General features: G+C 68.5%; 15 protein-coding genes. 10 read left to right on the forward strand and 5 right to left on the reverse strand.

Annotation, left to right across the window (positions count from 1 at the left end; all coding sequences use genetic code 11):
* Positions 1-246 precede the first annotated feature (246 nt).
* The 3 genes from ACIRGA_RS00105 to ACIRGA_RS00115 all read right to left on the reverse strand — a co-directional run bounded on the left by ACIRGA_RS00105 (position 247) and on the right by ACIRGA_RS00115 (position 7,738).
* Positions 247-5,130, reverse strand: a complete 4,884-nt coding sequence (locus ACIRGA_RS00105) for a DNA repair ATPase (protein WP_400935004.1) — start codon at positions 5,128-5,130, stop codon at positions 247-249.
* Entirely contained in the window at positions 5,127-7,073 is a 1,947-nt protein-coding gene (locus tag ACIRGA_RS00110; RefSeq protein ID WP_400935007.1) for a flotillin family protein, read from the reverse strand. Before ACIRGA_RS00110 ends, ACIRGA_RS00105 begins: the two co-directional genes overlap by 4 nt.
* Before the next feature lie 80 nt (positions 7,074-7,153).
* The gene (locus ACIRGA_RS00115; RefSeq protein ID WP_400935008.1) at positions 7,154-7,738 is read right to left on the reverse strand and encodes a hypothetical protein; all 585 of its coding nucleotides are present in this window, start codon (positions 7,736-7,738) and stop codon (positions 7,154-7,156) included.
* Positions 7,739-8,088: 350 nt separating this feature from the next.
* Between ACIRGA_RS00115 and ACIRGA_RS00120 the strand changes: the two genes are divergently transcribed.
* The 8 genes from ACIRGA_RS00120 (at position 8,089) to ACIRGA_RS00155 (ending at position 17,122) form a co-directional block, all read left to right on the forward strand.
* Entirely contained in the window at positions 8,089-8,526 is a 438-nt protein-coding gene (locus ACIRGA_RS00120) for a hypothetical protein (protein ID WP_400935011.1), read from the forward strand.
* A 23-nt stretch (positions 8,527-8,549) separates the two neighbouring features.
* The gene (locus ACIRGA_RS00125; protein WP_400935013.1) at positions 8,550-10,649 is read left to right on the forward strand and encodes a (Fe-S)-binding protein; all 2,100 of its coding nucleotides are present in this window, start codon (positions 8,550-8,552) and stop codon (positions 10,647-10,649) included.
* Positions 10,650-10,697: 48 nt separating this feature from the next.
* A complete protein-coding gene (locus tag ACIRGA_RS00130; RefSeq protein ID WP_400935015.1) occupies positions 10,698-11,612 on the forward strand; it encodes a metal ABC transporter substrate-binding protein in 915 nt (304 codons plus the stop codon).
* A complete protein-coding gene (locus ACIRGA_RS00135; protein ID WP_400935018.1) occupies positions 11,609-12,352 on the forward strand; it encodes a metal ABC transporter ATP-binding protein in 744 nt (247 codons plus the stop codon). The genes ACIRGA_RS00130 and ACIRGA_RS00135 overlap by 4 nt, the downstream gene beginning before the upstream one ends.
* Complete coding sequence (locus tag ACIRGA_RS00140) at positions 12,349-13,218, forward strand: metal ABC transporter permease (protein WP_400935020.1); 870 nt, start codon at positions 12,349-12,351, stop codon at positions 13,216-13,218. Before ACIRGA_RS00135 ends, ACIRGA_RS00140 begins: the two co-directional genes overlap by 4 nt.
* A gap of 72 nt (positions 13,219-13,290) precedes the next feature.
* Positions 13,291-14,106: an ABC transporter ATP-binding protein gene (locus tag ACIRGA_RS00145; RefSeq protein ID WP_400935023.1), complete on the forward strand. Its 816-nt coding sequence runs from the start codon at positions 13,291-13,293 to the stop codon at positions 14,104-14,106.
* A gap of 17 nt (positions 14,107-14,123) precedes the next feature.
* Complete coding sequence (locus ACIRGA_RS00150) at positions 14,124-15,107, forward strand: ABC transporter substrate-binding protein (protein WP_400935025.1); 984 nt, start codon at positions 14,124-14,126, stop codon at positions 15,105-15,107.
* Positions 15,107-17,122 carry an iron ABC transporter permease gene (locus ACIRGA_RS00155; RefSeq protein WP_400935028.1) on the forward strand — a complete coding sequence of 672 codons (2,016 nt, stop codon included), beginning with the start codon at positions 15,107-15,109 and terminating at the stop codon, positions 17,120-17,122. Before ACIRGA_RS00150 ends, ACIRGA_RS00155 begins: the two co-directional genes overlap by 1 nt.
* Before the next feature lie 57 nt (positions 17,123-17,179).
* On the opposite strand, the gene htpG is transcribed toward ACIRGA_RS00155, so the two are convergent.
* Both htpG and ACIRGA_RS00165 read right to left on the reverse strand, forming a co-directional pair.
* Positions 17,180-19,045, reverse strand: coding sequence for a molecular chaperone HtpG (gene htpG / locus ACIRGA_RS00160; protein WP_400935031.1), 1,866 nt, complete (start codon positions 19,043-19,045; stop codon positions 17,180-17,182).
* 9 nt (positions 19,046-19,054) lie between these two features.
* A complete protein-coding gene (locus tag ACIRGA_RS00165) occupies positions 19,055-20,296 on the reverse strand; it encodes a YncE family protein (RefSeq protein ID WP_400935034.1) in 1,242 nt (413 codons plus the stop codon).
* A 144-nt stretch (positions 20,297-20,440) separates the two neighbouring features.
* On the opposite strand from ACIRGA_RS00165, the gene ACIRGA_RS00170 reads away from it, so the two are divergent.
* Together ACIRGA_RS00170 and ACIRGA_RS00175 are read left to right on the forward strand one after the other, a co-directional pair.
* A complete protein-coding gene (locus tag ACIRGA_RS00170; protein WP_400935036.1) occupies positions 20,441-21,580 on the forward strand; it encodes a PucR family transcriptional regulator in 1,140 nt (379 codons plus the stop codon).
* Positions 21,581-21,642: 62 nt separating this feature from the next.
* Complete coding sequence (locus ACIRGA_RS00175) at positions 21,643-23,301, forward strand: sulfatase-like hydrolase/transferase (protein WP_400935039.1); 1,659 nt, start codon at positions 21,643-21,645, stop codon at positions 23,299-23,301.
* The last annotated feature ends 6 nt before the right edge of the window (positions 23,302-23,307 follow it).

The raw sequence follows: 23,307 nt of genomic DNA on the forward strand, positions 1-23,307 counted from the left end.
TACCGCATTACCGATTTTCGGTAATGAGGACACGACGGAGAACTGCCGGTCAAGGCCGCAGTGTGGTGCCGCCGATTCCCGGCAACCACAACTCGATGGAAGACCACCGGCTAGCCAAAATTCGGCAACGACAATCCCGGCAGACCACCAAACGACATCGCCGATATCCGGCAACAGAGCCGAAGCCCGGCAACAGCACCCACCAAAAGCCTTCCCGGCAACCGAAAACCGGCCACCGGGAAAGCCCTACATCACATCCCGTACGACCAGCCGTTCCGAAGCGCGCTCAATGGCCGCTTCGACCGCCCCGACCCGGTCCGCCAGCAAACCCACCGCGCCGACCGCGCGGCTCATCGGGTCTTCGTCGTCCCCGCCCAGTGCCTGCGCGCGCAGGTAAGCGGCCTTCACGTCCTCCCATCGCTGCGCCTGCGAAGCGCTGAGCCGCCCGCGGAGTTCGGCCAGCTTGAGCAGGTTGGCTTCGGCGCCCGAAGTCAGGGTCTGCGCTTCGCCGGCGTAGTGGTCGTCGATCAGCGCTTCCAGTTCGGCGTCGTTCATCGCGGGTACGATCCGCCCGGCGAGTTTGTTCATGTTGCGGTACGAGCCTTGCAGTTGGAACGGCGGTTCGACCCGGGACGCGTCCGCCTGCGCCGCCGAAGCGATGTAGGCCTGGTTGTTCGTCAGGATGATCCGCTGCACCTTGATCAGTTTTCGCAGCACGGCGAGGATCTGTTCCAGTTCGGTCGCCGAGTACGCGTGCTTCAGCTGGTCCGCCCGCACCGAACCATCGCCGCGGGCCAGCCGCACCAGAACGTCCACATCGGACCGTTCGCGCGAGACAAGTGGGGCCAGGACGGTGTTCGCAGTGAGCGAGTTCTCGATGTAGCTCAGCGCGAACAGCTCTTCCTTGCCCGACAGCACATCGCCGAGGTTCCACACGTCCGCGCGGTTGGCGAGCATGTCCGGGATCCGGAACCGCTTGCCCTGCTCGGTGTACGGGTTTCCGGCCATGCAGACCGCGAAACGCTTGCCGCGCAGGTCATACGTCCGCGTCCGGCCTTCCCAGACGCCTTCCATCCGCCGTTGCGCGTCGCACAGCGAGATGAACTTCTGCAGCAGTTCCGGCGACGTGTGCTGGATGTCGTCCAGATACAACAGCACGTTGTTGCCCTGCTCCAGCGCGAACGAGATCTTCTCGACCTCTTGCCGCGCCGTCGCGTTGGGCGCGTCCGCCGGATCCACCGACGTGACCTCGTGTCCGAGCGCCGGGCCGTTCACCTTCACGAACACCAGCCCGAGACGGCTCGCGACGTACTCCATGAGCGTCGTCTTGCCGTAGCCGGGCGGCGAGATGAGCAGCAGCAGACCGGACTGATCGGTCCGCCGCGCGTCGCCCGTCGCGCCGAGCTGTTTCGCGAGGTTGTCACCGATAAGCGGCAAGTAGACCTCGTCGAGCAACCTGTTGCGTACGAAGGCGCTCATCACCTTCGGCTTGTACTCGCTCAGCCGCAGCCTGTCGCGCTCCGCCGCCACCAGCTCGTTGCGCAACCGTTGGTACGCACGGAAACCGGGGACTCGGTCTCGCCGGAACCGGAGCGTCCTGGCGAGCGTCTCGTCGAGCCGCAGGGTCAGTGACCGGTTGACGATTCGCGGATGCGAGCCCAGCAGACCGTCCACAGTGGCCGAAAGCTCCGCCGAGGAATCGTAGCGGGGCAGGTCGGCCAGTTCGATCGCGACGGCTTCCGCGAGTTCGTCATGAGAAAGACCGACCGAGTCCACAAAGGACGACAGCCAAGCCGCTGCGAGCTGATGACGATCCGCGAGATCTTCGAGCGCGCGCAGGTCTTCGGCGAAGCTCCGGCGGTCCAGCCGGAACTTGTCGAGGAGCGTCCGCGCGCCACCGCTGGTGACGAATCCCGGCGACGCGTCGGCCAGTTCCTCGAACAGGTACTCGCCGGCGAGTTCGAGGTCCAGCGCCAGCCCGGACGACGTCGCGAAGGCGGTCATCGCCTCGGTCAATTCCCGCGCCAGCGCGTCGATCGCCGTGGTGTGCCCGAACGCTTCCCGCACCCGCGAGAGCGAAGCGGCGCGCGTCGTCCACGCGGACTTCGCCGCCTCCTCGGCGCCGAACGCCCAGAACAGCTGGGCGGCAGCCCTTGCGGCGGGCGGATAGCGCAGCAACCCGGCGGCGGAACGCAGGCGCAGCAACGCCGACAGGATCGCGGCGGCGTCGTGATCGTGCACGCCGCGCGCGTAGCCTTCGTCGTAGCGGTTCCCCGCGACGCGCCGGACGACCTCCAGCAGATCGCCGTCCTGCAGGTCCGGTTGCTCGGCCAGGATCGACGTCGCCAGATACTCGGCGCGGTAGACCTCGGCCGACTCCGAGACCAGCAGCTGATCCCAATACGGCCGCGTCTCCTCGAACGAGGGATCCCGCACGGGCGAGCGGTAGTCGGTCCCGGTGATCGCGAACTTCATCCCGCCGTCGTGCGGCACCAGGGTGAGGTCGATGTCCTGGGTGTTGACCGCGAAGGTGTTGCGGCCCAGGCGAATCGTCTCGCCGCCCTCGCCGTAGAGGTCCAGCCTGTCGCGCAGCGCGCGCCCGGCCTCCTGGCGAGCGGCCTTGACCCGGCCTTCCAGTTCTTCGGCGCGCACCTGGTCGCCGAGGTCGCGCAGTTCGGCGACGACGCTGCGCAGCTTCGCGACCATCGGGTCGGAGGCGAAGTAGGTGTTGATCTCGTCGACCGAGCCGAGTGTGCCGACTCGCCTGGTCACACTCGTGAGGATCCGCTCGGCCGAATCGACCAGCCGGTCCGCGCGCCGCGCCCGCTCGTCGAGCAGCGCCTGCTTGCGCGAGGAGAACGCCTCGTAGACGTCGGTGCGCTTCTCACCGAGCGACGCCAGGAAGTCGTCGAATTCCCCGAACCGCGATTCGAGGTTTTCCAGCTGCAGCAGCAATCTGCCGAGCTGCTCGTCACAGCGGTCCGGCGTGTCCGCGACCGCGAGCCCGCCGGTGATCGCCTGCGCGAGCAGCGCGAACTCGGCGGCGAACTCCGCCCGGCCCTCGGTCTCCAGCAGTTCCTTGCGCCGCGCTTCGAGGGTGGCCCGTGCCCGGTTGACCGCGCCGATGACCTCGCCGACGCGTTCGAGGATCTTCGTCCGCACCACGGCGTCCGCGATCTCCAGCCCGCCGACGACGTCGGTGAGGACCTCGAGCCCGCCGGACTGCTCGTCCAGCTGTTCGGCGACCGGAACCGCTTCGGCGACGGTGGAAATCGCGCCCGCCGCCTCGATGAGGCCGTCGACCTCGGCGTGGTAGCTCGTGAACGCGTCCTCGCCCTGCAGGAACCGGACGGCGCGCTGCGCGGCCTCGCCGAATTCCGTGTCGAGGTCGGCGATCAGCTTGTCCACGCGGTCGGTGTCGACATAGCGCAGCTCCCGCACGGTGACGAGATGTCCTCGCGCGCGGTGCATTTCGGCGAGCCGGCGCACCCACGCGTCGGCCGCGTTCAGCGCCTCGCCGCGCACCTTCCGCACGAGCGACGCGGTCTCCGCGGCCGCCTCTTCGACGGCCTCGGCCGCCTGCGTGGTGAGCGCGGTGACCGTCTCGAATTCGTCGAGGACCTGCTCCGCGGTGACCCGGACGTCCGACAGCGGCGACCGCAGATCGCCGAGCTCCGCCTCGCCGAGCCAGTGGTAGTGGTCGAAGACCCGCGCGCACGCGGCGATCAGTGCCTCGAACACGGGCGCCGACGGCGCCATCTCCTCGACCATCCGGCCGATCGAGAGGCAGTCGGAGATCCCGCGCACCAGATCGGCGTTGCCGACCCGCTCCAGCGGCCCGGTCCCGGCCGGCTGCGACGCGGCGTACGTATCCGATTGGAATGGCGTCCGCCACACCTGCATCGGATGCACGCGGCTCGGCTCGTCGGACAGCGCGCGGAACAGCACCATCGTGCCGTCGTCGAACAGCGAGTACCCGTGGCACGGGATCGGGTTCGAGACCTCTTTGCGGATCACGTTGTACGGCAGGAGGAGCGAGCGTCCGTCGGCCCGCGCGTGGAAGACGTAGAGCACGTCCTCCCCGTTGGGCGAGCGGATCACGCGCTCGAATTCGAGACCGTCCACAGTGGTGTCGAACGTCTTGCTGACACCCGTGTCGAGGTAGTAGCCGCCGGGGAAGATGATCCCGTGGTCCTCGGGCAGCCGCTGGCACGCCTGCCCGATCCCGTCGAGGCGCACCACGTTCCGGGTGCGGGTGTTGAACACCAGGTACCGGTACTCGGTCTCCTTGTACGGCAGCATTCGCAGCAGGATCAGCGGACCGATCCTGGCGTAGGAGACCTCGGCGTCGGCCAGGCTCTGCAACGGCTCGTCGACCGGCTCGGAGTAGACGCCCTCACCGGTTTCGGTGTTGTTCTCGACCTTGATCGTCAGGTTGCCGCTGACGGTCTCGACGAACACCTCGTCCTCGATCGAGATATGCGGATGCCGCCCGAGGACATGCTGTTCGCGGCTGGTCTCGATCCATTCGAAGTCGTGCGACGGCGGGAAGACGTGGTCACGCTCGCCCCGGCTGTCCACATAGGACAACTTGCCGTCGGCGGCGATACCCCAGCGCAGCACCCGGATGTCCTCGATCCGCGGACCGATCTGGAACACCGCGAGCAATTTGCCCTCGACCCGCCGCAGCTGGAGCAGCTTCGCCTGCCGGTAGTACCGGTACAGCTCCGCAAAATCGCGGACGAACCGCTCGTCGCGCAACAGCTCCGGCAGCTCTTCGGCGGGCACGTCGTCGAAACGAAAAGCTTCTTCGTCATGGCTGAAGCCGTGCAGCGAGAAGACGTCGTCGACCGTCGTCTCGGGCTTGAGCCCGATGAAGACGTTGTAGCCGAACAACATCCGCCCGCCGACCGACACGACGTCGCGCGGCACGCAGTTGTTCGCGGTGCGGATCCGCTCCGTGCCGATCAGCGCGAGCTGCGCGCTGCCGAAGACGCCGAGCCGCGCGGTGTTGAGCTCGTCCGCGCGTTTCGCCAGTTCGGCGGCCTGGGCGGCGAGCCGGGCGCGGAGCACCTCGTAGGTGCCCGCGTCCAGCTGCTCCGTTCCTGCCGCCGGCTCGGTCGTCGTCACTGCTTCGCGGGGGCGAGGGCGGCCACAGACGTGTCGGCGAGGCCGAGCCGCTGCGCCATCGACAGCAGCTCACGCAGCTTGTCGCTGTCCGGTCCGCCCGCCTGCAGCTGTTTGGCCAGGAAGGCCGACAGCGTCAGGTTCTTCACGTCCTCCGTGCTCACCGAGCCGACCAGCTTGGTCAGGTCGTCGGTGAAGCTGCCCGAACCGTCGAGCCACGACTTGCCGAGGGTCTGGACGACGTCCGAGTGCTCGACGAACCCGTCCACGCTCTTGCCGAGCCCGATCGAGCCGATCACCTTCTCGAAGAACATCGTCTCGCCGCCGACGATGTCGATGTCGGCCTTCTCCAGCCCGATGCCCAGCACCGTGGCCTGCGCCTCGGCGACCTCGCGCTGCACGTTGAGCGCCGCGAGCCGGATCTCCTTCTCGGCCTCCAGACGCAGGCGGTACTCCTCGTGCTGGCGGCTGGCGGTGTCGAGCGCGGCCATCGCGGCGGCCTTCTCGGTGAGACCTTCGGCCTCGCCCTTGAGCTTGTCGCGCATCCCGTCGGCGAGCACGATCGCCTTCTCGCGGGCGACGATCGCCTCGGCGCGGCCGACCTTCTCCAGCGCGTCGGCGTCGCGTTCCTTGACCTGCGCCGCGGCCAGGCCGATGGCGGCCTCCTCGGCCTGGATGCCTTCGGCCAGGCGGATCTTCGCGCGGGTGTCCAGCTCGGCGGCCTGCTGACGTGCCTCGGCCAGGGTCAGTTCCTCGCGAGCCTTGTGCTTCGACGCGGCCTCGGCGGCTTCCGCGGCCTTGATGTCCTTGACGAGGTTCTCCTGCGCCTCCGCCTCGGCCCGGATGATGATCGCCGAGCGCTGCCGCTCCGCCTCTTCGACGACGCGGAGCTTCTTGATGTTCTCTTCCTGCTCCGCCACGGTCTTCTCGACCGCGATCCGCTCGCGGACGACCTCGGCGATGGACCGCTTCTCGGTCTCGACTTCCTTGTCCTTGGCGATCCGGGACAGCTCGGTCTCGCGTTCGCGGCCGATGACCTCGAGCAGGCGGTCCTTCTCGATGCGCTCGCTCTCGATGGCGATCACGCGTTCGCGGTTCTTGCCCGCGACCTCGATCTCACGCTGCTGGTTCTGGTGCTGGACGCCGAGCTGCTCGTCCGTGCGCAGCTGCGCGGCCTGCGACTTGAGCCGCTCCTCCGCCTGCACCTTGGCGATCTCGGCCTCTTCACGCGCCCGCATGGTCTCGACTTCGCGGTTCTGCTTGATCTCCGCGTCGGCCTGCCGCCGCTCCAGTTCGAGGATGGCCTCGCGGGCGTCCACGTTCTGGCGGGTGATCTCTTTTTCCTCGCTGCGCCGGAACTCGTTGGTGCGCACGTGCTCGATCGCGGTCAGCTCGGTGATCTTGCGGATACCCTGCGCGTCGAGGATGTTCGCGGAGTCGAGCTGCGCCATCGGCGTCTGCTCGAGGTAGTCGATGGCCGCGTCCTCGAGGCTGTACCCGTTGAGGTCGGTGCCGATGACGCGGATGATCTGATCGCGGAATTCGTGGCGTTTGGTGTAGAGATCCACGAAGTCCAGCTGCTTGCCGACGGTCTTCAACGCCTCGGAGAACTTGGCGTTGAACAGTTCCTGCAGCGTCGCCTCGTGGCTCGCGCGTTCGGTGCCGATGGCCTGCGCGACCTTGATCACGTCCTCGACGGTCTTGTTGACCCGCACGAAGAACGAGATCCGGATGTCGGCGCGGATGTTGTCCCGGCAGATCAGACCCTCGCGGCCGGTCCGGGTGATCTCCATGGCCTTGACCGAGGTGTCCATGATCTCGGCCTTGTGCAGCACCGGAAGGACGATCGCGCCGGTGAACGTCACGTCGACGCGGCGCACCTTCGAGATGATCAGCGCCTTACCCTGCGGCACCTTTTTGAACAACCTGGTGATCGTGAAGAGCAAGACCAGGAGGATGACAACTATCACGGCGATCAGAACGCCGGCCCCCACGCTGATGGCACCCATAGTGTTCCTTTTCTGCTTCAGATGTCCAAGGACTCGACCCAGAAGAACTCGCGTTCCGAGTCGTAGTCATAAAGAACTACGCGGCTGCCCGCCGTCAGGTTGCCTTGACCGGCCTGCCGAACGTCCACAATGGCCGTCGACCCGTCGGCGGCGGCGACTTCGGCCTGGCCGAAGTCGTGCGTGACCGACGAAGTGCGGATGACGGCGGCGCGGCCGACGAAATCCTGCCTGCTCGGCTCCCTCGCGGGGCCGAAGACGCGACGTAGCGGCACCACGATCACCCTCGTCCCGAGTGTGCCGAGGACGAGCGCGACGGCGAGCACGCCGACCCCGAGCCCGATCCTCGATGGTGTCGAAAGCTCAAGATCATCGAGAAGAACCGTCCCTGCCAGGCTGGCGAACCAGGTGAATGCGATCAGCAATGAGAGCGAAATGGACAGTGGGATCCCGCCGAAGCCCGCCAGGAGCCCGTCTCCGCCGTCGAACTCTTCGAGATCGAAGGCGCCGAACAGTGCCAGCAGCCAGTAGCCGATCACCACGATCAGCAGGAAGCTGAAGAGCACGGCCGGGAACCCCAGAGCCGCGGTGACGAACCCGCCCATCGCCGTCGTTCCCTCCCCATTACCCCGGGTCAGGACTATAACCAGCGCGTGACGCCGGGCGGGGCGTTTTCGGCTACGACTGGGTCACGGTGTGCGGAAGCGTGCGGGTGGTGGGGGGGGGGGGGGGGGGGGGGGGGGGGGCGCGCCCCCCCCCCCCCCCCCCACCCACCCCCCCCCCCCCCCCCCCCCCCCCCCCCCCCCCCCCCCCACCACCTGTACCGACGCCGTCCGCCCGTTACGCCGACCGGCCGCGCGGAAGCCATCCGGTTGGACCTGTCGTACCGGCGGGGCGAGCCCTACTCTCCAGTATTGAGAGTGACACAGGACACACCACGGTCTTGGGAGGCTCCATGGGGTGGCACGTTCGCGAATCGATCGACGAGGATCAACGCGAACGGCGAATCCGCCACGTCACCCGATGTCTGAGTTGCACGCTCACCTGCGTCCATTGTGGACTTCCCGCCCGTTTCTCCGTTCCCCCGGCACATCCCGGCCTCGGCGTCGTCGAGCACCTCCCTGGCGCGACGACGCCCGGCCTCCCCGATCTCGCACTGCTGCACCGATTCTGCCGGGACAATCTCGCCGCGGAGCCGGGTGTCGCGCTCAGGCGCGCCTATCTCGGCCTGGCGACCGAACTCTTCGAAACGGGGCGGCGGATCCGCCGTCACCGCAGGCTCGGCGTGCATCCGCCACGGCCGGGACATCTCGAGGCCTACCGAAAACGGTGGCGAGTGGCCAAAATGCGGTATGCCTGCAAGGCGTGCCGGTACTACACCGGCTCTCACTGAGCCGATTCTCCCCCGGAGGACTCGTGCTCGTTCGTCTCATCCTCGGTCTGCTCATCACGGTCGTCGGACTCGCCTTCGCCGCCCGCCGCGCGCTCTGGCTCGCCAAACTGATCCGGTCCGGCCAGCCGGACGAAAAACGCTCCGACGTCATGGCCGTCCGCGCGAAAACACATCTGGCCGAGGTCTTCGGACAGCGCAAGCTGCTCAAGTGGTCCGTCCCCGGGCTCGCGCATCTGTTCACCTTCTGGGGTTTCGTGATCCTCGGCTCGGTCTACGTCGAGGCGTACGGCGCGCTGTTCGACCACGACTTCCACATCCCGCTCATCGGGCACTGGGCGGTATTGGGTTTCCTGCAGGACTTCATCGCGGTCGCGGTACTCGTCTCGCTCACGGTGTTCGCGGTCATCCGGATCCGCCAAGCGCCCGAACGGAAAGACCGCGCGTCACGTTTCTTCGGTTCGCACACCGGCGGCGCCTGGCTGATCCTGTTCATGATCTTCAACGTGATCTGGACGATGTTCCTCTTCCGCGGCGCGTCGGCGGCGGTCAGCGTCTTCCCGTACGAATCGGGCGCGTGGGTCTCCCTTGGCGTGGGCGAACTCCTGGAGCCGCTGGGCGCGTCGGTCACCGAGCCGCTGGAGACCGTCGGGCTGCTGCTGCACATCGGCGTGATGCTGGCGTTCCTGTCGATCGTGCTCTACTCCAAGCACCTGCACATCTTCCTGGCGCCGGTCAACGTCACCGCGAAACGGCTCCCGGACGCGCTCGGCCCGCTGCTGCCGATGGAATCCGGCGGCAAGCCGATCGACTTCGAGGATCCGGGCGAGGACGACACCTTCGGCCGCGGCAAGATCGAGGACTTCACCTGGAAGGGCATGCTCGATTTTGCCACCTGCACCGAATGCGGCCGCTGCCAATCGCAATGCCCGGCATGGAACACCGGAAAGCCGTTGTCCCCCAAGCTGTTGATCATGGATCTACGGGACCATCTCTTCGAGAAGGCGCCGTACATCCTGGACGGCAAGGAAGCCCCCGAAGAACGTCCGCTCGTCGGCACCAAGGAGGACTTCGGCGTCATCGATCCGGACGTCCTCTGGTCGTGCACCACGTGCGGCGCCTGCGTCGAGCAGTGCCCGGTCGACATCGAGCACGTCGACCACGTCGTGGACATGCGCCGCTACCAGGTGATGATCGAGTCGGCCTTCCCGAGCGAACTCGGGGTGCTGTTCAAGAACCTGGAGACCAAGGGGAATCCCTGGGGCCAGAACAACTCCGACCGCCTCGCCTGGACGAAGGACCTCGGCTTCGAGGTGCCGATCTTCGACGGTGAACTCGCCGACGACGTCGAGTACGTCTACTGGGTCGGCTGCGCGGGCGCCTTCGACGACAACGCCCGCAAGACCGTTCGCGCCACGGCGGAGCTCCTGCATCTCGCCGGGGTGAAGTACACGATCCTCGGCACCGACGAGTCGTGCACCGGCGACCCGGCCCGCCGCTCCGGCAACGAGTTCCTCTTCCAGATGCTCGCGCAGCAGACCGTCGAGACGCTGAACGCGGTGTTCGAGGGCCGTGAACCGGGGACCCGCAAGATCGTCACCACCTGCCCGCACTGCCTCAACACGCTCGGCCGCGAGTACCCGCAACTCGACGGGAACTACGAGGTCCTGCACCACACGCAACTGCTGAACCGCCTCGTGCGCGCGGGCAAGCTGACGCCGGTCAAACCGGTCGACGCCGGCCCGGTGACCTACCACGACCCGTGTTACCTCGGCCGCCACAACAAGGTCTACGAGCCGCCGCGCGAACTCGTCGGCGCGACCGGCGCCACGCTCAGCGAGATGCCCCGGCACGCGGACCGCTCGCTCTGCTGCGGCGCCGGCGGCGCGCGGATGTGGATGGAGGAGCAGATCGGCAAACGCATCAACCTCGAACGCGTCGACGAAGCGCTCGGCACGGACGCCGAAACCATCGTCACCGGCTGCCCGTTCTGCCGCGTGATGCTGAACGACGGGCTCGTGCAACGGCAGAGCGAAAAGCGTGGCGAGAACGTCACCGTGCGCGACGTCTCCCAGCTCCTGCTGGAAACGGTGAAGGAGAAGGACCGGACCGTGACGGAGATTTAAGGCACACGGGAGTTGGAAGTTCGGCGCACCGAACTCTAGACTCAGCGGATGGCGAATCTGCGCAAGACCGTGTGCGCGCTGGCGGCGTCGGCACTGGTCCTGTCAGCTTGCGGAGGCCCCGCGGGCGGCACGGACGACAAGCGGCCCGTCGTGCTGACCACGTTCACGGTCCTGGCGGACATCGCCTCGAACGTCGCGGGCGACAAGCTCCGGGTCGAGTCGATCACCAAGCCCGGCGCCGAGATCCACGGCTACGAGCCCACCCCGGACGACATCAAGAAGGCCGCGAAGGCCGACCTGATCCTCGACAACGGGCTGAACCTGGAGGCGTGGTTCGCCCGGTTCGTCAAGGAGAGCGACGCGCCGCACAAGGTGGTCAGCGACGGCGTCCAGCCCATCGCCATCGGTGAAGACGCCTATCAGGGCAAGCCGAACCCGCACGCGTGGATGTCCCCGACGAATGTGGGTATCTACGTGGACAACATGGTGAAGGCGTTCAGCGAGCTCTCCTCCGGCGACGCCGCCGTGTTCAAGGCCAACGGCGACGCCTACAAGGCGAAACTGCAGGGGGTGCGGGACGAGATGACGAACGCGCTGAGCGCCCTGCCGAAGAACGAGCGCGCGCTGGTCACCTGCGAAGGCGCCTTCTCCTACCTCGCGCGCGACACCGGCCTCACCGAGCAGTACATCTGGGCGGTCAACGCCGAACAGCAGGCGACCCCGCAGCAGATCACCCGCGCCATCGGGTTCGTCAAGGAGAACAAGGTCCCCGCGGTGTTCTGCGAGTCGACCGTCTCCGACGCCCCGATGCGCCAGGTCGTCTCCGCGACCGGTGCCGCGTTCGGCGGCGTGCTCTTCGTCGACTCCCTGTCCGCTCCGGGCGGCCCGGTGCCGACCTACCTCGACCTCATCCGCCACGACTCGAAGACGATCGTCGCCGCGCTCACCGGGGCGAAGCCGTGACCGCCGCGATCCGCGTCGAAGGCGTCACCGTCCACTACGGCGACGTGCTCGCGCTCGACGGTGTCGACGTCACGCTCGACCACGGCCGCGTCTGCGGGCTGGTCGGGATGAACGGCTCCGGCAAGTCGACGCTGTTCAAGACGATCATGGGCATGGTCCGGCCGGACACCGGCACGGTGTCGATCGACGGCGGCACCCCCGCCCGCGCCCGCAAGACCGGCGTGATCGGTTACGTGCCGCAGAGCGAGGACGTCGACTGGTCGTTCCCGCTGTCCGTACGGGATGTCGTGATGACCGGCCGCTACGGGCGTCTCGGGTTCACCCGCCGCCCGCGCCGCGCCGATCACGAAGCCGTCGATCACGCGCTGGAACGCGTCGAGCTGACCGAACTCGCCGGCCGTCAGATCGGCCAGTTGTCCGGCGGGCAGCGCAAACGCGCGTTCGTCGCGCGCGGGATCGCCCAAGGCGCCCGTGTCCTGCTGCTCGACGAGCCGTTCGCCGGGGTGGACAAGCGCTCCGAAGCCACGATCACCCGGCTGCTCAAGGAACTCGCGGCCGACGGCGCCGCCGTCCTGATCTCCACCCACGACCTGCACGCGCTGCCCGGCCTGGCCGACGAGGCGATCCTGCTGATGCGCAAGGTGCTCGCGCACGGCTCCCCCGGCGAGGTGCTCCGGCCCGAGAACCTCGCGCTGGCCTTCGGACTCGATGTCCTGCAACGGGAAGAGGAACTCGCGTGAACCTCTACGACCTGTTCCTCGAACCGCTGAGCTACGACTTCATGGTGCGGGCGCTGGCGTCCACCGTCATCGCGTCCGCGGTCTGCGCGGTGCTCTCCTGCTGGCTGGTACTGATCGGCTGGTCGCTGATGGGCGACGCGGTCTCGCACGCGGTGCTGCCCGGTGTCGTGCTCGCGTACGTCCTCGGCGCGCCCTTCGCGCTGGGCGCCGTCGTCTTCGGTTTCCTCGCCGTGGCGCTGATCGGTGTCGTCCGCGACACCAGCCGGGTCAAGGAGGACGCCGCGATCGGCATCGTGTTCACCACGTTGTTCGCGCTCGGGCTGGTGCTGATCTCGGTGACGCCGAGCCAGACCGACCTGAACCACATCATCTTCGGCAACCTGCTCGGCGTCGACGTCTCGGACCTGATCCAGATCGGCGTCCTCGGCGCGATCACGCTCACCCTGCTGGTGCTCAAACGCCGCGATTTCACCTTGTACGCCTTCGATCCCACGCACGCGCACGCGATCGGGCTCAACCCGCGGGTGCTCGGCGCCGCGCTGCTCGGCCTGCTCGCGCTGACCGCGGTCGTGGCGCTGCAGGTGGTCGGCGTGATCCTGGTGGTGGCGATGCTGATCATCCCCGGCGCGACGGCGTACCTGCTGACCGACCGGTTCGGCCGCATGCTCGTGATCGCGCCGTCGTTCTCGGTGCTCGCCGCGGTGGCCGGGCTGTACCTGAGCTACCACCTCGACACCGCGTCCGGCGGGATGATCGTGCTGGTGCAGGGCGCCGGGTTCACGCTGGTGTACCTGTTCGGGCCGCGGCACGGGATCGTCGGGAAGCGGCTGGCCAAGCGCCGGCGCGAAACGGTGCGAACGGCGTAACCGGACAATCACCCCGCGCTCTGTGTCTCTCGCGACATCGGTCGAAGCCGCGCCTTAGGTTAGGCTCGCCTCATGTCTACGGAAGCCGCGCTGCTCACCGGCCATGACCTGGTGCTCGCGCACCAAGAGCGCGCCGTGGTGGACGGGGTGTCCCTGTCGCTGCGCGCCGGCTCGGTGACAGCGCTCGTCGGGCCGAACGGCTCCGGCAAGTCGACGCTCCTGCGTTCGCTGGCGCGGCTGCACAAACCCCGCGAAGGCAGCGTCCGGCTCGGGGAACGCGCCGTCTGGGGCGGGAACGCGTTGTCCGGCAAGGAATTCGCCCGCCAGGTCACGTTGCTGACCCAGCACCGGCCCACCCCGAGCGGGGTCTCCGTGCGCGACGTCGTCTCCTACGGCCGGTACCCGTACCGCTCCGGCTGGCGCGGGGTCGACGTCGACGGCGCCGCCGCGATCCGCCGCGCGATGGAGCTCACCGGCGTGACGGCGATGGCCGAACGCGGGATCGACGAACTCTCCGGCGGCGAACTCCAGCGCGTCTGGCTCGCGTCCTGTCTCGCCCAGCAGACCTCCGTGCTGCTGCTCGACGAGCCCACCAACCATCTCGACCTGCGCTATCAGGTCGAGATCCTCGACGTCGTCCGCGATCTGGCTGGAGAAGGCGTCGCGGTCGGCGTGGTGCTGCACGACCTCGACCACGCGGCGCTCATCGCCGACGAGGTTGTCCTGCTGAGCGAGGGAACCATCGTGGCCACGGGTGACATCGGGCAGGTGCTCACCTCCGAACACCTCTCCCAGGCCTACGGCGTCACCGTCCACGTCGCGAACGACCCGGTGACGGGCGCGATCCACTGCAGGCCACTCGGGCGGTATTCGCCCAGGCCCGCCTGAGAAATCCAGGAAGAACCATGCGTTTGCTGCCCCCTGCCGTCCTCGTCGCGGCGACGGCCCTGCTGTTGTCCGCCTGCGGCACCACCGAGAACACCGAGAACACCGCAGTCGCGCCGAGCGAAGCCGCCGCGAGCGGACCGGTCACGGTGACCGACGCGCGCGGCAAGGCCGTCAACCTCAAGGCCCCGGCGAAGCGCGTCGTCGCGCTGGAGTGGGGCGAGGCCGAGATGGTCGCTTCCCTCGGCGTCATGCCGGTCGGCGCCGCGGACGTCGCGGGCTACAACGTCTGGGACAAGGCCGCCCCGCTCAGCGCCGAGGTCAAGGACGTCGGCAAGCGCAACGAGCCCAGCGTCGACGCGATCGTCGGGCTGAACCCCGACGTCGTCATCATCGCCGACGAGCGCGATTCGACCCTGGTTCCGCAGATCGAGAAGTACGTGCCGGTCGTGGTCACCAAGTCAAGCGACGCGAGCCGCAACTTCGACCGCCTGCGCGAGGACTTCAAGCTGATCGCCAAGACGGTCGGCAAGGAGTCCGAAGCGGACAAGCAACTGTCCGAAATGGACGCCAAACTCGCCGAGGGCAAGAAGGCCGTCGAGGCCAAGAGCGCCACGGGCACGCCGTTCCTGATGGCCGACGGCTACCTCGAAGGCAGCACCGTCAGCATCCGGCCGTTCGGCAAGGGTTCACTGGTCTCCGACACCGCCGAGGCCGTCGGCCTGAAGAACGCCTGGACCGGCAAGGTCGACGCGCAGTGGGGTCTCGGCCAGACCGACGTCGAGGGCCTGACCGCGCTCACCGACCCGAAGACCGTGCTGTTCTACAGCGCGTCCGAAGAAGACGTCTTCACCACCGGGCTCGCGCAGAACGCCGTCTACCAGCGGCTGCCGTTCGTGGTGTCGAAGAAGATCCACAAGCTCGAAGCGGGCACGTGGACCTTCGGCGGGCCGAAGTCGATCATCATGACCGCCGACCAGATCGTGAAGGCAGTCACGACCTGATGCGTGCCCGCACCATCGCGGTGTCGGCGGGGCTGGTGGTGCTCATCGCCGTCCTCGCCGGCATCCACCTGACCCAAGGCACTTCGACGTCCGGACCGCTGGACGTGGTGAAGGCGATCTTCGGCCAGGGTGACGCGCAAACCCTCGCGGTACTCGAGGGTTCGCGCGTCCCGCGGCTGCTCGCCGCGTTGCTGCTCGGGGTCGCGCTCGGCGTCGCGGGCGCGGGAATGCAGTCCGTGGCAAGGAATCCGCTCGCCTCGCCCGACACGCTCGCGGTCAACGCGGGCGCGCATTTCGCCGTGGTGGCCATTTCCGCTTTCGGGCTCTCGTTGCCGCTCGTGCCGGTGGGCGGGGCGGCGTTCGCGGGCGGGCTCGCCGCGGCCGTCGTCGTGCTGGGCCTGGCGGGCGGCGGGTCGGCGAGCCCGCGGCTGGTGCTCGTGGGCTCGGCGGTGCTGCTGGCGCTCCAGTCGGTGACCATCCTGCTGCTGCTCCTGTTCGAGCAGGAGACGTCCGGCCTGTTCGCCTGGGGCAGCGGTTCGCTCACCGTCGCGGACCTGCGCGCGACCGGCCAGACGACACCGATCGTGGTGATCGCCGTGGCGGCGCTCATCGCGATGGGGCGCAAACTCGACGTCCTCGCCCTCGGCGACGACAACGCGACCGTGCTCGGCCTGCGGGTCCGCCGGACGCGGGTCACCGCGGTCGTGCTGACCGTCGCGCTGACCGCGGCGGCGGTGACCGTCGCCGGGCCGGTCGGGTTCGTCGGGCTGAGCGCACCGGTGATCACGCGGCTGCTGCTGCCGATCGCCAAACATCGCGCCCTGCTGCCGGTTTCCGGGCTGGTCGGCGTCGTCACGGTGCTCGGCGCCGACGTCGTCCTGCGCGCGATCATGGGTTCGGCCGCCGCCGTGCGGGTGCCGACCGGGGTGGTGACCACGATCGTCGGCGCCGTCGTGATGGTGTGGCTGGCGCGGCGCGGCCGGGGAAGCGGCTCGCGTCGTCCGGCTCCGGCCGGGCGGGTCGGGGTCGCCGGATCGACCCGGCGGCTCGTGACCATTTCCGTCGTCCTGGTGGCGCTGCTGGCCGTGATCCCGGTGGCGGGCCTGATGCTGGGCGACCGCGTGGTGCTGCTCGGCGATCTCGCGAACTGGGTCACCGGCAACACCGGGACGGCCCTGACTTTCGTGCTGGACCAACGACTTCCGCGGGTACTGGCCGCACTGCTCGCCGGTGCCGCGCTGGCCGTGTCCGGCTGCGGAATCCAGTCGGTCAGCCGCAACCCGCTCGCCGAACCCGGGCTGCTCGGCATCACCGCGGGCGCCGGGCTCGGCGCGATCACGCTGATCACCCTCGTCCCCGCCGTCGGCGCCTGGTCGGTCGCCGGTGCCGCCGGTCTCGGCGCGGCCGTGGTGTTCCTGCTGGTCTACGGGCTGGCGTGGCGGTCGGGGCTGGATTCGGACCGGCTGGTGATCATCGGCATCGCGGTCTGGTCGGCCGGGATGGCGCTGATCACGCTGCTGATCGTGGTCTCCGACCCGTGGAACTCGGCCAAGGCGCTGACCTGGCTTTCCGGGTCGACCTACGGCCGCACGCTGGAGCAGGTCGCGCCGGTGGCGCTGGCGCTCCTCGCGCTGACGCCGTTGTTGTGGGCCAAGCACCGCGAACTGGACCTGCACGCCCTCGACGAGGACACCCCGCGCGTGCTCGGGATGCGCATCGAACGCTCCCGGCTGGTGGTGCTGGGGGCTTCCGGGATCCTGGCGGCCACCGCCGTGTCCGCGATCGGCGTGGTCGCGTTCGTCGGGCTGGTCGCGCCGCATCTGGCGCGTTCGCTGGTCGGCGGACGACACGGCCGGGTGATCCCGGTGGCCGCGGCGCTCGGCGCGCTGCTGGTGAGCGTCGCGGACACCCTGGGGCGGACGGTCATCGCGCCGGCCCAGATCCCGGCGGGCCTGGTCATCGCGATGGTCGGGACGCCTTACTTCGTGCTGGTGCTCTGGCGGACCCGGCCGTAGAAGTCCGTGAAGGCCTCCTTGAGGGACTCTGGGTCCCTCAAGGAGGCCTTCACGGAACTACAGGGTCTTCTGGAGGTGGGTGGCCAACAGCTTCGTGAAGCGGGCGGGATCGCCCAGTTCACCGCCTTCGGCCAGTAAAGCCATGCCGTACAACAGTTCCGCGGTCTCCGCGAGCCCGTCGTTCTCGCCCTGCGAGGCGAAGGCGTCCCGCAGCCCGGACACCAGCGGGTGCCCCGGGTTCAGTTCCAGGATCCGCTTGATCTGCGGCAGTTCCTGGCCCATCGCGCGGTACATCTTCTCCAGCGTCGGCGTGACGTCGTTCGTGTCGCCGACGATGCAGGCGGGCGACGTCGTCAGCCGCGACGAGAGCCGGACCTCCTTGACCTGGTCGCCGAGCGTCGTCGTCAGCCAGGTCAGCAGCCCGGAGAATTCTTCCTTCTGCTCGTCGGTGGTGTCGGAGTCGAGTTCGACCTCGCCCTTCGCGACCGACTGGAACTGCTTCTCCTCGTACCCGGAGACGGCGTCGACCCACATCTCGTCGATCGGGTCGGTGAGCACGAGCACCTCGTAACCCTTGGCCTGGAAGGCTTCCAGATGCGGGGAGTTCTCGATGCTCTGCCGCGACTCGCCGGTCAGGTAGTAGATGTGCTCCTGGCCGTCCTTCATCCGCTCGACGTACTCGCGCAGCGACGTGAGCTTCTCCGGATCGTTCGTCGAGGCGAACGAGCAGATGTCGAGGATCGCGGTGCGGTTCTCGTGGTCGTCCAGCAGGCCTTCCTTGACGGCCCGGCCGAACTCCTTCCAGAACGTGTCGTACTTGTAGCGGTTCTCGTCGGCCATCAGGGTCTTGACCGTCGACAGCACCTTCTTGACCAGGCGACGGCGGATCAGCTGGATCTGCCGGTCCTGCTGCAGGATCTCGCGCGAGACGTTGAGCGAAAGGTCCTGCGCGTCGACGACGCCCTTCACGAAGCGCAGGTACTCCGGCATCAGCGCTTCGCAGTCGTCCATGATGAAGACGCGCTTCACGTACAGCTGGACGCCGCGTTTGCGCTCCCGCATGAACAGGTCGAGCGGCGCGTGTCCCGGCAGGAACAGCAGCGCCTGGTACTCGAAGGTGCCCTCGGCCTGGAGGCGGATCGTCTCCAGCGGGTCGTTCCAGTCGTGCGCGACGTGCTTGTAGAACTCGTTGTACTCGTCCTCGGTGACGTCGCTCGAGGAGCGGGCCCACAGCGCCTTCATCGAGTTGACCGTGACGACCTCTTCGCCTTCGGTCATCCGGATCGGCCAGGTGATGAAGTCCGAGTACTTCTTGACGATCTGCTTGATCTTCGTGGCCGAGGTGTAGTCGAAGAGCTGGTCTTCGGCGTCCTCGGGCTTGAGGTGCAGGACGACCGACGTGCCCTGCGGCAGGTCCGGGACCGTCTCGATGGTGTACGTGCCTTCGCCCTCGGACTCCCAGCGGACGCCCTCGTCCGATCCGGCGCGGCGCGTCAGCAGCGTGACCTTGTCGGCCACCATGAAGCTGGCGTAGAAGCCGATGCCGAATTGGCCGATCAGGTCCTGCGAGGCCGCGGAATCCTTCGTCTCCTTCAGTTTCTTCAGGAATTCGGCGGTGCCGGATTTCGCGATGGTGCCGATCAGCGCCACGACGTCGTCCCGGCTCATCCCGATTCCGTTGTCCCGCACGGTCAGGGTGCGGTTTTCGGGGTCGGTCGCGATCTCGATGTGGAGATCGTCGGTGTCCGCCTGGAGGTCCTTGTCACGGAACGCTTCGAGGCGGAGTTTGTCCAGTGCGTCGGAGGCGTTGGACACCAGTTCCCGCAGGAAGGTGTCCTTGTTCGAGTAGATCGAGTGGATCATCAGCTGCAGCAGCTGACGTGCCTCCGACTGGAACTCGAGTGTTTCGGCAGAGGTTGTCACGGGCCGATATTACCGAGCGGGGCCCGCGGGCCCCGTCCAGCCTTCTGGCACGTGGCCGATCCGGATGCGCTGCGGGTGGTCGCCGACCGGGACGGACTTCACCTTCGCGCCGGTCGCGAAGTCGATCGCGGTCACCTGGTCCGAGCCGCTTTCCGAGATGACGCAATGCTTTCCGTCGCCGCTCACGGTCGCCCAGTACGGTTTGGCGGCCTTCACGAGCTGTGCTTCCCGCAGGCTCGCACGGTCCACAATGGTCGCGTAATCGTCCATCGTCCCGGCGACGCAGAGCTTGTCGCCCGCGGGGCTCATCGAAAGCCCGTGGTGCCGCGAGTCGTTGACCCAGGTCGTGCGGTCCTCGCTGGTGTCCGGGTTCTTCGGCAGTGTCTTCGACCGCGTGATCCGGTCGGTGGCGACGTCGTATTCGAGGAGGCCGTTGAAGAAGGACACCTGGAAGTACAGCTTCGACTCGTCGGGGGTGAAGGCCACCGGCCGCACGGCGTCGGAGAGATCATCGCGTCCGAACGCGTCCAGACGCTCGCGCATGTCGATCACCTTGACCTGCTTGAAGGTGGTCGCGTCGACGACGGTGAGCTTCCGGTCGCCCTTGGTGAAGTCCTGCCACGGCGCGTCGAGCGCGGTGTTGACCTCGCCGATCGAGCTGTTCCAGAGGTACCGGCCGCCGTCGGTGTAGGTGTTCTCGTGCGGTTTGTCGCCGGTCTTGAACGAGCCGAGCTGCCGCCCGGTCTCGATGTCGAGCACGTGGACGGTGTTCGACGTCGAAGCCGACACCGCGATGCTGCGGCCGTCCGGCGACACCGCCATGTGGTCGGACCGGAAACCCGACACCGGGAACCGCCAGTTGACCCGGCCGGTGGCGAGGTCGATCGACACGACGTCGGCGAAACTCGGGCGGGACGCGACGACCGCGCGGCCGTCCGGGGTCGTGTAGAGGTCGTCGACGAGCTGGTCGTGTCCCTCGCCGACGCCGTTGCGGATACCGAGGAAGAACGCGAGCTTGATCGGGTTCAGGTAGATCTCGGTGAGCCGCTCGTCCTTGTCCGGCACCATGTTCACGCGCGCGATCTTCGCGTAGTCGCCGGAGGGCGCGATGACGTCCGCGGTCCCCTCCCAGTTGTTGCCCACGAACAGCACCTGCCGCAGGGCGGCGCTCGCCCCCGCGGGCACGACGCCCAGCATCGCGGCGGCGAGGCCCGCCACGAGGACGGTGTTCAGCAACCGGCGTTTCCGCATCACACGCACCTTTCGGCGAGGGCCTGTTACCTTTCGGTAGCTCACAGGAAACCAACCGGCCGGACACCCTCGGTAGGCGCCGGTCGCCAAGGACCGCCGGCTTCGTTGTGCACCGGGCACAATCCGGGCGGGAAGGCGGTGGCGATGGCGCACCGGTCGCTCCACGACGTGCTGGCCACGATGGCCGCCGACGCCGATGTCGTCGACGAAGTGGTCCGGGCCGCCCGCACGGAGTCGCCGGAGGTCGCGAGCCTGCCGGTGAGCGAGAACCGGCGGCACGTCGCGATCGTGCTCGCCGCCGGGCTCGCCTCGTTCGACCGGCCGGGCGGGGCCGGGGAGCAGGACTACGCCGCGGCCGCCGACCTCGGCGCGGACAGGGCCGCGCAAGGGGTGCCGCTCGCCGCGCTGCTGCGCGGAGTGCAGGCCGGCCGCAGCCGCGCGGTCGAGATCGCCGTCGAACGCGGCAAGGCGGCCGGGGTGCCGGACGACGTCATGCTGGCGGCGCTGGTCGACTTCGACCGGAACACGCGCGCGCTCGAACGGCAGGTCATCGCCGGGTATCACGAGGCCGAACTCGAACTCGCCCGGACGGTGCACGACAGCCGCGCCCGGGTGCTGCGGCGGTTGCTCGGCGGCGACACGACGGCGCCTTCGGCCGAGGAGGTCGCGAGCATCGGGCTGAACCCGGGCGGGCGCTACCACTGCCTGCTCTCCGACGTCGGTGATCCGTACCAGGCGCGGGTCGTCGAGCGACGGCTCGGCGCGACGGGTGGCGTCTTCGGCCTGGTCGACGGGCGGCTGGCCGGGCTGGCGCCACGGCTCCCCACCCCGTCCGCGCTCGGGGACGACGTCCTCATGGTGGTCTCCCCCGCCGTCCCGCTCGCCGAAGTCCGCGCGACGCACGCCCTGTGCGTGATGGCGCTGCCGACGGCCGCGCGCTCTCGCGGTCTGCACGCGGTGGCCGATCTGGCCGTCGAGACCGCGCTCGCCGCCCAACCGGGGCTCGCCGCGCTGCTCGGTGACACCCTGCTGAGCGCGCTGACGCCGGGCGACCCCTTCCATGAGCAACTCGTCTCGACCGCGCTGGCCTACCTCGACCACGGGCGGCGGCTCGACCAGACGGCCGCGGCCCTGCACGTCCACGCGAACACCGTGCGGTACCGGCTTTCCCGGCTCGGCGAGATCACCGGGACGTCGCTCGACCCACCGGAGGACGGCGGCGGATCGCATGTGCGGCACACCGTCGGCTGGTGGTGGGCGCTGCGCACCTGGCGATCCGGCTGAACCGCGGGGGCCCGCCGTCCGTGTAACCGAGTGAAGGCCCTGCACCCGGAAGGAATCCCGCCTTGTCGGTTTTCACGCGCCCCGCACTCGTGGGCCTGCCCGGCGACCGGACGGCCGCCCGCGAGATCGCGTCCAGCGCGGTGACCACGCTGTCCGCCGTTCTCGTGCTGTTCGCGCTGCTCGCGCCGAACGACCTCGACGCGCTGACGCCCGAGGCGTTCGTCCGCTTGCCGGTGGAGGCGCTGCTGGGGGTGGCGGTCGTGCTCATGCTGCGCGACGGCGCCCGGCGGATCGTCGCGGTGTCCGCCGGCGCGGTCCTCGGGCTGCTGACCGTGTTCAAGGCCATCGACATCGGCTTCGGGCTCGCGCTGAACCGGCGGTTCAACCCGGTGTTCGACTGGGGCGTGCTCGGCAACGGCGTCGACCTGCTCGGCACGTCGATCGGCCGGGCCGGCGCCATCGCGTCGTTCGCCGGGCTGACGCTGCTGGCCGTAGTGGTGATCGTGCTGATGGCGCTGGCCGTCCTGCGGTTGAGCCGGGTGGTGGCCGGACGGCGCACGGCGTCGACCCGCGTGACGGCCGTGCTCAGCGTGGTCTGGATGGTGTGCGCGGTCTCCGGCGCGCAGCTCGCTCCGGGGCAGCCCCTCGCGTCGCGCAGCGCGGCCGCCTTCGCCTATGACGACCTCCGGCAGGTCCGGGCCGGTATCCGGGACCGGGACGCCTTCGCCACAGAAGTCGCCACTGACGCCTTCCGCGACGATCCCCCGTCCGGGCTACTGAAAGCGTTGCGCGGCAAGGACGTCCTGTTCACCTTCATCGAGAGCTACGGCCGGGTGGCCGTCCAGGACTCGGACATCGCGCCCAAGGTCGACGCGGTCCTCGACGCCGGGACCGCGCGGCTGAAGAGCGCCGGATACGGCTCGCGCAGCGCGTTCCTGACGTCGCCGACGACGAGCGCGGGAAGCTGGCTGGCGCACTCGACGTTCCAGTCCGGGGTGTGGGTCGACAGCCAGCACCGCTACGACGACTTCGTGAAGACCGACCGGCTCACCCTCGGTGGCGCGTTCAAACGCGCGGGCTGGGAGACCGTCGGTGTCGTTCCGGCGCATACCGAGGACTGGCCGGAGGGCAAGGTCTACGGCTACGACCGGTACTACGACGCACGGAACATCGGGTATCACGGCCCGCCGTTCTCCTACGCGACGATGCCGGACCAGTTCACGCTTTCGGCTTTCCACCGCGCCGAACGCGCGCGCGAAAGGCCGCCGCTGATGGCGGAAATCGACCTCGTCACCAGTCACTGGCCGTGGACGCCGCTCCCCCGGATGGTCGACTGGACCGCCGTCGGCGACGGATCGGTCTACAACCCCATGCCCTCGCAAGGGAAAACGCCGGACGAGGTCTTCACCGACCCTGCCAAGGTGCGCGGCGCGTACGGCGACTCGATCGCCTATTCGCTGAACTCGCTCATCTCGTACGTGGAGACGTACGGTGACGACGATCTCGTGCTCGTGTTCCTGGGCGACCACCAGCCGAACCCGATCGTCGCCGGCGCGGGCGCGGATCGCGACGTCCCGATCACCGTGGTCACGCGGGACAAGGCGGTGCTCGACAAGGTCGCCGGGTGGAGCTGGCAGGACGGCCTGCACCCGGACCGGAACGCGCCGGTGTGGCGAATGGACACGTTCCGGGACCGGTTCCTGACCACCTTCGCTCGCTGAAGCCCC

It is taken from the genome of Amycolatopsis sp. NPDC102389, assembly GCF_044765885.1.
Taxonomy (GTDB): domain Bacteria; phylum Actinomycetota; class Actinomycetes; order Mycobacteriales; family Pseudonocardiaceae; genus Amycolatopsis.

Bases quoted from the DNA above. Each gene is read 5' to 3' on its own strand.
- ACIRGA_RS00115 (WP_400935008.1), bottom strand. From the start codon at position 7,738: ATGGGCGGGTTCGTCACCGCGGCTCTGGGGTTCCCGGCCGTGCTCTTC.
- ACIRGA_RS00120 (WP_400935011.1), top strand. From the start codon at position 8,089: ATGGGGTGGCACGTTCGCGAATCGATCGACGAGGATCAACGCGAACGG.
- ACIRGA_RS00130 (WP_400935015.1), top strand. From the start codon at position 10,698: ATGGCGAATCTGCGCAAGACCGTGTGCGCGCTGGCGGCGTCGGCACTG.
- ACIRGA_RS00145 (WP_400935023.1), top strand. From the start codon at position 13,291: ATGTCTACGGAAGCCGCGCTGCTCACCGGCCATGACCTGGTGCTCGCG.
- ACIRGA_RS00150 (WP_400935025.1), top strand. From the start codon at position 14,124: ATGCGTTTGCTGCCCCCTGCCGTCCTCGTCGCGGCGACGGCCCTGCTG.
- ACIRGA_RS00155 (WP_400935028.1), top strand. From the start codon at position 15,107: ATGCGTGCCCGCACCATCGCGGTGTCGGCGGGGCTGGTGGTGCTCATC.
- ACIRGA_RS00165 (WP_400935034.1), bottom strand. From the start codon at position 20,296: ATGCGGAAACGCCGGTTGCTGAACACCGTCCTCGTGGCGGGCCTCGCC.
- ACIRGA_RS00170 (WP_400935036.1), top strand. From the start codon at position 20,441: ATGGCGCACCGGTCGCTCCACGACGTGCTGGCCACGATGGCCGCCGAC.